The organism is Gilliamella sp. CG13 (assembly GCF_046635805.1).
Classification (GTDB): Bacteria; Pseudomonadota; Gammaproteobacteria; order Enterobacterales; family Orbaceae; genus Gilliamella; species Gilliamella apicola_I.
Window position 1 is genome coordinate 209,725 of the sequence record NZ_JBIDFM010000004.1, and the last position, 9,730, is coordinate 219,454.

At 37.6% G+C, this 9,730-nt stretch carries 9 protein-coding genes; 7 read left to right on the plus strand and 2 right to left on the minus strand.

What is annotated here, in order from left to right; genetic code table 11:
• Positions 1–18: 18 nt before the first annotated feature.
• The 5 genes from ACGH6R_RS07905 to adk are packed head-to-tail and all read left to right on the plus strand — an operon-like array spanning position 19 to position 4,365.
• On the plus strand, positions 19–741 hold the full coding sequence (locus ACGH6R_RS07905; protein WP_267379751.1) for a YfgM family protein: 723 nt from the start codon (positions 19–21) through the stop codon (positions 739–741).
• Positions 742–767: 26 nt separating this feature from the next.
• Positions 768–1,949, plus strand: a complete 1,182-nt coding sequence (gene bamB / locus ACGH6R_RS07910) for an outer membrane protein assembly factor BamB (protein ID WP_267379753.1) — start codon at positions 768–770, stop codon at positions 1,947–1,949.
• Between the two features lie 9 nt (positions 1,950–1,958).
• The gene (gene der / locus ACGH6R_RS07915) at positions 1,959–3,428 is read left to right on the plus strand and encodes a ribosome biogenesis GTPase Der (protein ID WP_411599325.1); all 1,470 of its coding nucleotides are present in this window, start codon (positions 1,959–1,961) and stop codon (positions 3,426–3,428) included.
• A 3-nt stretch (positions 3,429–3,431) separates the two neighbouring features.
• The gene (locus ACGH6R_RS07920) at positions 3,432–3,683 is read left to right on the plus strand and encodes a zinc-ribbon domain-containing protein (RefSeq protein WP_267350379.1); all 252 of its coding nucleotides are present in this window, start codon (positions 3,432–3,434) and stop codon (positions 3,681–3,683) included.
• Positions 3,684–3,720: 37 nt separating this feature from the next.
• Complete coding sequence (adk, locus tag ACGH6R_RS07925) at positions 3,721–4,365, plus strand: adenylate kinase (protein ID WP_267350381.1); 645 nt, start codon at positions 3,721–3,723, stop codon at positions 4,363–4,365.
• A gap of 57 nt (positions 4,366–4,422) precedes the next feature.
• Here adk and ACGH6R_RS07930 read toward each other — a convergent pair whose 3' ends face one another.
• Together ACGH6R_RS07930 and ybeD are read right to left on the minus strand one after the other, a co-directional pair.
• The gene (locus tag ACGH6R_RS07930) at positions 4,423–5,700 is read right to left on the minus strand and encodes a bifunctional O-acetylhomoserine aminocarboxypropyltransferase/cysteine synthase (protein ID WP_411599327.1); all 1,278 of its coding nucleotides are present in this window, start codon (positions 5,698–5,700) and stop codon (positions 4,423–4,425) included.
• A 63-nt stretch (positions 5,701–5,763) separates the two neighbouring features.
• A complete protein-coding gene (ybeD, locus tag ACGH6R_RS07935) occupies positions 5,764–6,033 on the minus strand; it encodes a DUF493 family protein YbeD (protein ID WP_065558632.1) in 270 nt (89 codons plus the stop codon).
• Between the two features lie 198 nt (positions 6,034–6,231).
• On the opposite strand from ybeD, the gene gss reads away from it, so the two are divergent.
• Complete coding sequence (gene gss / locus ACGH6R_RS07940) at positions 6,232–8,106, plus strand: bifunctional glutathionylspermidine amidase/synthase (protein WP_411599328.1); 1,875 nt, start codon at positions 6,232–6,234, stop codon at positions 8,104–8,106.
• Positions 8,107–8,256: 150 nt separating this feature from the next.
• On the plus strand, positions 8,257–9,729 hold the full coding sequence (locus ACGH6R_RS07945) for an SrfA family protein (RefSeq protein WP_411599330.1): 1,473 nt from the start codon (positions 8,257–8,259) through the stop codon (positions 9,727–9,729).
• The last annotated feature ends 1 nt before the right edge of the window (position 9,730 follow it).

Consider the following 9,730-nt stretch of genomic DNA (forward strand, 5'->3'; position numbering starts at 1 on the left):
AGGAAATAGGAGATAAGCGTGAGTTATCAATCGTCAAGTGAAGAACAAATGTGGGCTTTAAAAGAGTTTCTTGCGAAAACGTGGAAAATTATTGTTGCCGTTATTGTCATCGGATTATTGGCTTATTATGGTTGGAATTACTATCAATCAAATCAAGTTAAAAAATTGGAACAAATGTCAGATCGTTATGAGCAACTTGTAAAACAGTTAGATCAGACAAAACCGGAATCCGTAAATGATTTAGTTGCTTTTGCAAAAGAGGGGGATAGCGTTTATAACGTTTTTGCTGATCTTTTTGCGGCTAAATTTTATATCGAAGTAACAAAAGATTATGCAGGTGCTCAAGCATTATTGACTGATGCTTTATCTAAAACAAAAGCGGAACCGGTAAAATCCGTTATTAATATTCGTATTGCACGTGTGCAGTATCAACAAAACCAATACCAAGAAAGTTTAGCAACGTTAGATAAAGTTAACAATGAAGCTTGGGAACCAGTGATTAACGAAATACGGGGCGATATATTAACCAAAATGTCTCGTTATGCTGAGGCGATAGATGCCTATAAAATTGCGCTAAAATCAGCGGCAATGATAAGTTCAGAGCCAAATATTAAAATTAAACTAAATCAAGCTGAATATTTACAAGCTAAACAAACAGTTGAACAAGATAAACAAACTGCTGAAGAAAAAGCAGAGCAAGAGGATCAGTCAAAGACTGAAACGGAAGAAAATAAAAATTAATTTATCCTGCTATAAGGGTCTATACAATGAAGTTATCTAAATGTTTTTTAACCAGTGTTTTTATGTTTTCACTTGCTGGATGCTCGATATTTGGAGGAGAAGAAGAAGTTATTCAAGTTTCACCTTCTCCTATAGTCAGTAACCAATTTACTATTCACCAATTATGGCGTAACAGTACTGCAGGAAATACTCGTATTTATTCATTATTAGGTCCTGCTAGTTATGATAATGTTATTTATGCAGCGAGCCGAAGTGGAGAGGTAAAAGCAGTTGATTTAACGACGGGTAACACATTGTGGAATGTCGATTTATCTAAAAGTACACTTTTCAGTAGTAAAACAGCGCTCTTTTCTGGTGGTGTAAGTGCCGATGAAAATTATGTTTATGTTGGCAGTGAACGTGCTGTTGTTTATGCTTTAGATCGTCAAAACGGAAAAGTCGTCTGGGAAAAATCAGTTAAAGGAGAAGTCCTTGCTCGCCCGGTATCATCTGATGATAAATTAGTGGTTCATACCGCTAATGGTATATTACAAGGGCTTAATCGTGAAACTGGTGACGAACTTTGGGAAGTGACTTTTGAAGTTCCGGCATTATCATTAAGAGGTAACTCAACACCAGTCATTGCCCATGGTGCAGCTATCTTTGGTGATGATAATGGTCGAGTAAATGCTTACTACATTAATGATGGTCAATTAATTTGGCAACAACGTATTTCACAACCGACTGGTTCAACAGAAATTGCAAAATTAAATGATGTTGATTCAACCCCTGTAGTTGAAGGAAATACTGTCTATTCTGTTGGATTTAATGGTTATGTTGCTGCACTGGATTTAAGTAATGGTGAAGTCATATGGCGTAAAAAAATAGGTTCAACACACAGTTTTGCGGTTGATAAAAATCGATTATACGTAGTAGATCAAGATGATAATATTCAATCATTATCAAAAACGGAAGGTGGCGTACTTTGGACGCAATCAAGTTTTACACACCGCCAATTGACTGATCCAGTCATTTATCAAGATTATGTCGTATTTGGTGATTTTGAAGGTTACCTGTATTGGTTAAATGCTGAAACAGGTGAACTTGTAAATAAAATAGAAGTAAGTAGTAGCGGAATAATCGCTAAACCATTGGTGGTTGACAATAAACTGATTGTTCAAGTCAAAAATGGTGATATTTACGCTTTCACAAAAAATTTAAGTAATTAGAGAATAAACATGGTACCTGTTGTAGCACTAGTTGGTCGTCCAAATGTTGGAAAATCAACTTTATTTAATCGGTTAACAAGAACACGTGATGCGTTAGTCGCAGATTTTCCTGGATTAACCCGTGATCGTAAGTATGGACGAGCTGAAATCAAGGGCCATGAATATATTGTAATTGATACGGGTGGAATTGATGGCACTGAAGAAGGGGTTGAAAGCTTTATGGCTGACCAATCCTTACAAGCTATCGAAGAAGCCGATATCGTTCTGTTTTTAGTCGATGCAAGAGCGGGTGCTATGCCGGCAGATCATGCGATCGCTAAACACTTGCGTTCTCGTCAAAAGGCCACTTTTTTAGTTGCCAATAAAATTGATGGTATTGATGCTGATACGGCTATCTCAGATTTTTACTCATTAGGTTTAGGCGATATCCACCCCATAGCGGCAAGTCATGGGCGTGGTGTCAGTTCTTTGATTGAAACGGCGTTGGAACCTATTTTTCAATTTAAAGATCACGATGAAGATGACTTTAATGAAGACCAATTGCCACCAGATTTATCAGAATCTTATGACGATGTTGACGAAGATGATGTTGAATCACTGATTAATCAACCGATTAAAGTGGCTATTGTCGGGCGTCCAAATGTAGGTAAGTCAACACTAACTAACCGAATTTTAGGTGAAGAACGGGTTGTGGTTTATGATATGCCAGGTACAACTCGAGATAGTATCTATATACCAATGACTCGTGACGAACGAGAATATGTTTTAATTGATACGGCAGGGGTGCGTAAACGTGGTAAGGTAACGCAAACTGTCGAAAAGTTTTCAGTGATTAAAACATTACAAGCGATTGAAGATGCAAATGTTGTCATATTGGTGATTGATGCCAGAGAAGGTATCTCAGATCAGGATTTATCATTACTCGGCTTTATCATCAATAGTGGGCGTTCACTTGTTATTGCTGTCAATAAATGGGATGGGTTATCACAAGACATCAAAGAGCAAGTTAAAGCAACACTAGATGACCGACTTGATTTTATTGATTTTGCCCGTTTGCATTTTATTTCGGCTTTACATGGTAGTGGTGTGGGTAATTTATTTGATTCAATTCAAGAAGCTTATGAATGTGCAACCCGTCGGGTAAATACTGCATTATTAACCAAAATTATGCAAATGGCACAAGACGATCACCAACCACCTCTCGTTCGTGGACGTCGAGTAAAACTCAAATATGCCCATGCCGGAGGCTACAATCCACCTATTGTGGTTGTTCACGGAAATCAAGTTGAAGATCTTCCTGATTCTTATAAACGATATTTAATGAACTATTTTAGACGCTCATTAAAAATTATGGGAACGCCGATTCGAATTCAATTTAAAGAAGGGGAGAATCCTTTTGAAGGTCGAAAAAATAGTTTAACGGCATCACAACAACGTAAACGACGTCGATTGATGAAACACGTTAGAGGTCGTAAATAGTTTATGTCAAAAAAAAATATAGCAGGGCAAAGTCAAGAAGGCTTGTGCCCTAAATGTCATCATAAAATGGATGTTATGTCTGCCCAGCATTACGTTTGTGCTCACTGTAAACAACATTTTGTCGAACACTATATATGCCCCACTTGTCATCAACCTGCTCAAATGATCAAAGGCTGTGGTGCCATAAATTATATTTGTCCAACTGATGGATTAATCTCCAGCAGTAAAGTGATATTTCAATATTTACCAGAATAGAAAATCTATCTATATAAAAACCATAAGAGGTTATTTCATGCGTATTATTTTATTAGGTGCACCAGGTGCGGGAAAAGGAACTCAAGCACAATTCATTATGAAAAAATATGGTATTCCTCAAATTTCAACTGGCGATATGTTACGTGCAGCAGTGAAAGCTGGTACGCCACTTGGTCAACAGGCTAAAGAATTAATGGATGCCGGTAAACTTGTTACTGATGAACTCGTGATTGCATTAGTGAAAGAACGTATTGCACAAGATGATTGTGCAAATGGGTTTTTATTAGACGGATTCCCTCGAACTGTACCCCAAGCTGATGCTATGAAATCAGCAGGTATTAATGTTGACTATATACTTGAATTTGATGTGCCTGATTCTGTTATCATTGATCGAATGAGTGGACGCCGAATTCATGCGCCATCGGGACGAGTTTATCATGTCCGTCATAATCCACCAAAAGTAGAAAATGTTGACGATATTACGGGTGAACCTTTAACAACTCGCAAAGATGATGATGAAGAGATTGTCCGTAAACGCCTTGTTGAATATCATCAATTAACTAAACCTTTAATTGATTACTACCAACATGAAGCGAAAGAAGGTCGTGCAAAATACTACCGCATTGATGGTACCCAATCTGTATCTGATGTGACAAACGAACTTGTTAAAATCTTAGATTAATTAATCGATTGCTAAAAAAGCCAGTTATACATTTGTTATCTGGCTTTTTAATTTTGATTATAGTGTCGCTTTTAATGCCTGTGCTAAATCAGAAATAATATCATCAATATGTTCTATCCCAATAGACAAACGAATCATTTCTTGACTTACTCCTGCCTTTTTCAGTTCTTCATTATTAAGTTGTCTATGCGTAGTTGATGCAGGATGACAAGCTAATGAGCGTGTATCGCCTATATTGACCAGACGAATAATTAATTTTAGTGCATCAATAAATTTAGCGCCTGCAGGTTTTCCACCTTTAATACCAAACGATAAAATGCCAGCAGGTAAATGATTATCCATCTGTTTTACCACTAAATCATGTTCAGGATGATTGCTAAGACCAGCATAGTTAACCCATTCAACTTGTGGGTGTGAGATTAGATATTTTGCAACGTTGAGTGCATTTTGACAGTGGCGTTCCATGCGCAAAGAAAGGGTTTCAAGCCCTTGTAGTATCAAAAAAGTATTAAATGGCGATAGTGCAGCGCCCATATTGCGTAAAGGGATTACTCGACAACGTGCAATGTAAGCCGCATCACCAAAGGTATCCGTATAAGAGACACCATGATAAGATGGATCTGGTTGATTAAGCATTGGATATCTATCCGCATATTTTTTCCATGGAAACCGTCCTGAATCAACGATGATTCCTCCAAGACTATTACCATGCCCACCAATATATTTAGTTAATGAATGCACGACAATATCAGCACCAAATTCAAATGGTCGACAAAGTGCAGGACTGGCAACGGTATTGTCGACGATTAACGGAATACCATGCCGATGTGCGATGTCGGCAAGTTGGCTTAAATCAACAATATTACCTGCAGGATTGCCAATACTTTCGCAATATATGGCCTTGGTTTTGTCATCAATTTGCTGTTCAATAGCCACTAAATCATTATGAGGTGCAAATTTGGTTGTAATACCAAAATTAGGTAAAGTATGGGCAAACAAATTATAAGTGCCGCCATATAATTGCGAAACAGAAACAATATTTTCGCCAGCAAAGGTAATTGCTTGAATAGCATAAGTGATAGCCGCCATGCCTGATGCAACAGCTAAAGCACCAATACCACCTTCAAGCGCAGCGACTCGAGCTTCGAGTACGGCGTTAGTTGGGTTGGTAATACGGGTATAAATATTGCCAGCGACTTTTAAATCAAATAAATCTGCGCCATGCTGTGTATCATCAAAAGCATAAGAGGTTGTTTGATAAATGGGAACAGCAACAGCATGAGTAGTGGGTTCAGGGGTATAACCTGTGTGAAGTGCAATGGTTTCTGGTTTCATGATCGAGCCTCGTCGGAATAACAAGGCTCTATTTTGTACAAAAATTGATGAAAAAGTAAAGTGTTATAAAACCATTCTTACAATATCTATTTCACCTAATTCTTTATATAAATTTTCAATCTGATCAATGTGTGTTGCATTAATAGTAATCGACACAGAATGATAATTCCCTTTACTGCTAGGTTTGATTGACGGACTGTAATCACCCGGTGCGTGACGTTGGATAACGGACACGACTTTATCAACCAGTTCTGGTTTAGCTTCTCCCATGACTTTATAAGTAAAAGAACAAGGAAAATCTAATAATTCTTTTAAATTTGTTTTCTGTTGCATAATTTTATGTTTCTCACGTAATCGGTATGTTTGGGGTATTACTACCAGGAATAACAGTCATATATAGGCGCTTTGATGTTCTTCAAGTGATCAAGCATAAACTTCGCTTCTTAAAGTATTCAAATTGATCTATGATAGATTAATTTTATCACAGCTTAGTTAGCATTATCCTATAAATTATAAAAAAGGTTGAAAAATATGTTAGCACACTCCGATGATAGAGAACCTTTTGGTACATTGTTAGGTTATGCCCCAGGTGGCGTTGCCATTTACTCTTCTGATTATGAAACATTAGACCCAACTCAATACCCTGATGATGCCTCTTTTCGAAGTTATTCCGGGCATGAATATATGGGATATAAATGGCAATGCGTTGAATTTGCAAGGCGTTTTTTATTTCTTAATTATGGTATTGTGTTTACTGATGTCGGCATGGCTCATGAAATTTTTTCACTTCGTGTCTTAAGACAAGTCATCAATGAAGCGATATTGCCTTTACAAGCTTTTGCTAATGGTGGTAAGAAAAACCCCGAAGCTGGCGCATTACTTATTTGGGATGATGGTGGTGTTTTCGATAGAACGGGTCATGTTGCTATTATTACCGAAGTCTTTGAAGATAAAGTTCGGATAGCTGAACAAAATGTTATTCATACCCGATTACCAATTGGTCAACATTGGACTCGTGAATTAAGGATGACGGTCACCGACAATGGTTATTTGTTACATGATACGTTTGACGATACCACCATATTAGGTTGGATGATACAAACCGAAAATACACAATATAGTCTACCACAACCAACCGTACCGGCGCCTTTACTGGCTATTCATAGTCAACATATTGAAAATCAAGGTCAATTTGATATTAACTGGCTTAATGAGCAAGATAGTTTAGAAAATGCTTATATCCAAGCGGCAGGGCATGCAATTAGTCATGATGATCACTACCGATATTTCACTATTTCTGAAAGTGCCGAGCAAGAACTTATTCGAGCGACCAATGAGTTACATCTTATGTATTTACATGCAACCGATAGAGTACTAAAAGATGATAACTTGCTGATGAATTTTAATATCCCCGAAATTTTATGGCCTCGTTTGCGACTGTCATGGCAACAACGACGTTATCAAATGATAACCGGTCGGCTAGACTTTTGCATGGATGAACGAGGCTTTAAAGTTTATGAATATAATGCTGATTCGGCATCGTGTCATACTGAAGCTGGACAGATACTACAAAATTGGGCAATACAAGCTGGGCTAAATGTTGGCGTAAACCCTAGTGCTGGGTTGCTTAACGCATTAGCGAGTTGTTGGAAGCATAGCGATGCACAAGCTTTTATCCATATTATGCAAGATAATGATAATGAAGAAAATTATCATGCTTTATTTATGCAAAAAGCCCTGACACAAGCAGGATTTAAGAGCAAAATTTTACGAGGTTTGAGCGGCTTAAAATGGGATAAACGCGGTCGGTTAGTTGATGATGAAGATCGTCAAGTAACCTGTGTCTGGAAAACATGGGCATGGGAAACCGTATTAGAACAACTTCGTCAAGAAAGTGAAGCCCAAATAGCCGGATTACCAATACGGACTTGGCATCCAGAAAATGCGGTAAGGTTGATAGACGTTCTTTTACGTCCCGAAGTCACTGTATTTGAACCTTTATGGACAGTTATTCCAAGCAATAAAGCGATTTTACCGGTGCTGTGGTCTTTATTTCCTAATCATCGTTATTTATTAGAGTCTACATTCGAACTTAATAAAAGTTTAGAGAAAAAGGGGTATGCCGTTAAGCCGATTGCAGGGCGGCGGGGGAGTGATATTCAATTAGTCAGCAGCAAAGAAACCATTTTGGGGAAAACTGTCGGTAAATTTGCTAAACAAGAAAACATCTATCAAGAATTGTGGTGTTTACCGAAAGTCGATGATCGTTATTTGCAAATCTGTACTTTCACTGTCGGCGGACATTATGGGGGAACGTGTTTACGTTCTGATCCATCCTTAGTCATTCGGGGAGATAGTGATATGCAACCATTACGAGTATTGACTGATGATATGTTTTTAAAATGACTATTATGGTAAGGTAATTTTGCAGTATGTAAAAAATAAAGTAAAAAAATCTTAACTTATCCTATAGATACCAATTACAACAGCTGGATTTTTCTGTTAGAATTAAAAGATTACAAAAATATCATATGATAATGGAATGGAAAGGTCAGTATGGCAAATACACTACTTAGAACTGGTGATATTAAAGATTTTAAAATGCTTGGGCATGACGGTAAAGCTGCTTACCTAGTGGCAACCCAAATTCGTGAAATGTTCAGAGTAAAAATAGGTAAACAATATGCCGACTATTTAGCCATTCCACAACGTAATGATCAAGGAAATAGGGTTGATTGGTATATTCCTTTTGATTCGGCTCAATATGATATTGTGCCTTGGTCATCTGCCAGCGAATCAGAACAGCAATCAGCGCTTCAATTGTTGGCAGCATTTGAACAAAAGGTAGTTGAGCTAGGCAAACAATTAGCTAATAATCCAAACCTTGAAGGCGATCAATTGCTATTTAGCCGCCTAATTTATGATCCTAATCACCGTGAGGACAGCCAAGAACCAAATCTTATGGCGATTCGGTTTCCAAGCAATGAATATATTTATATCGTTAATGGCAAGCCTGTTATTACTTTTTGGGGATTTATTAATCCACAAACTCAACTAACCCAATCACCTTTCAAATGTTTAGAACAATCAGAAAGCACAGCACCTTATGTTACTGAACAAATTGACCCCCCGATAACGTCTAAACGTCCTTGGTGGAAACGTTGGTGGATGTGGTTATTAATGCTGTTGCCACTATTATTGTTATTATTACTACTGTTTTTATTACGAGGGTGCTTTTATCACCCTGAATCATCAATTACACCGCCATTGTCAGTCGATAATGCGGTGAATGTACCGGTTGAGACTGATCGGGACAAAAAACCAGAAGATAAAAAAGGTGAGAATCCTATCCGTGATGTGAATGTTATTCATAGACCGGTGGGTACTAACATAAATCATGATTCGGTGTTAAATACTGACAATCGTAATGACGTAGTTGGTACAACTGTTACAGAAGGTAACATTGATGTGACTGATACGCTCAACACGCCTACCACATTACCTGTCGATAGTCATGGTGCAGGTGATGATAATCCGCCAATTCATGACATAACGCCTGATAATGCAGGTACGACTTCTGATGTTGATAACACTAATCAAAATGAAAACCAGAATCAAAACACAGCAGCTATGGATACCAATAACGCTACACAATCCCAAAATTTAAGTGTACCACCAGATGCAATTAAGCAAGGTTCTATGGATTTTCTTAATGGACAATGGACAGTAGGTGGTGGAATCCAAGATAAATCAACGGGTAAACCATTACGTTTAAACTACAGTTTTGATCAAGGAAATGGTGAAGTTACGGTAATACGTAGTGATGGTGTGAAATGTGTTGGTAAAGTTGGTAGTGGTTTTCAAAACTCAAATTTAAGTATAAAGAGTAATACTGAAGCGCTTTGTAGCGATAATACAAAATATCAATTACCGAAAATAGAGTGCTCAACAAACAGTAACAATCAAACTGATTGTAAGGGAAATTATAATAATGGTACATCGTTCCCGTTAACGATGAAAAAACAATAGG

Coding starts and splice junctions, on each gene's coding strand:
- adk (WP_267350381.1), top strand. CDS start 3,721: ATGCGTATTATTTTATTAGGTGCACCAGGTGCGGGAAAAGGAACTCAA.
- gss (WP_411599328.1), top strand. CDS start 6,232: ATGTTAGCACACTCCGATGATAGAGAACCTTTTGGTACATTGTTAGGT.
- der (WP_411599325.1), top strand. CDS start 1,959: ATGGTACCTGTTGTAGCACTAGTTGGTCGTCCAAATGTTGGAAAATCA.
- ACGH6R_RS07930 (WP_411599327.1), bottom strand. CDS start 5,700: ATGAAACCAGAAACCATTGCACTTCACACAGGTTATACCCCTGAACCC.
- ACGH6R_RS07945 (WP_411599330.1), top strand. CDS start 8,257: ATGGCAAATACACTACTTAGAACTGGTGATATTAAAGATTTTAAAATG.
- ACGH6R_RS07920 (WP_267350379.1), top strand. CDS start 3,432: ATGTCAAAAAAAAATATAGCAGGGCAAAGTCAAGAAGGCTTGTGCCCT.
- ybeD (WP_065558632.1), bottom strand. CDS start 6,033: ATGCAACAGAAAACAAATTTAAAAGAATTATTAGATTTTCCTTGTTCT.
- bamB (WP_267379753.1), top strand. CDS start 768: ATGAAGTTATCTAAATGTTTTTTAACCAGTGTTTTTATGTTTTCACTT.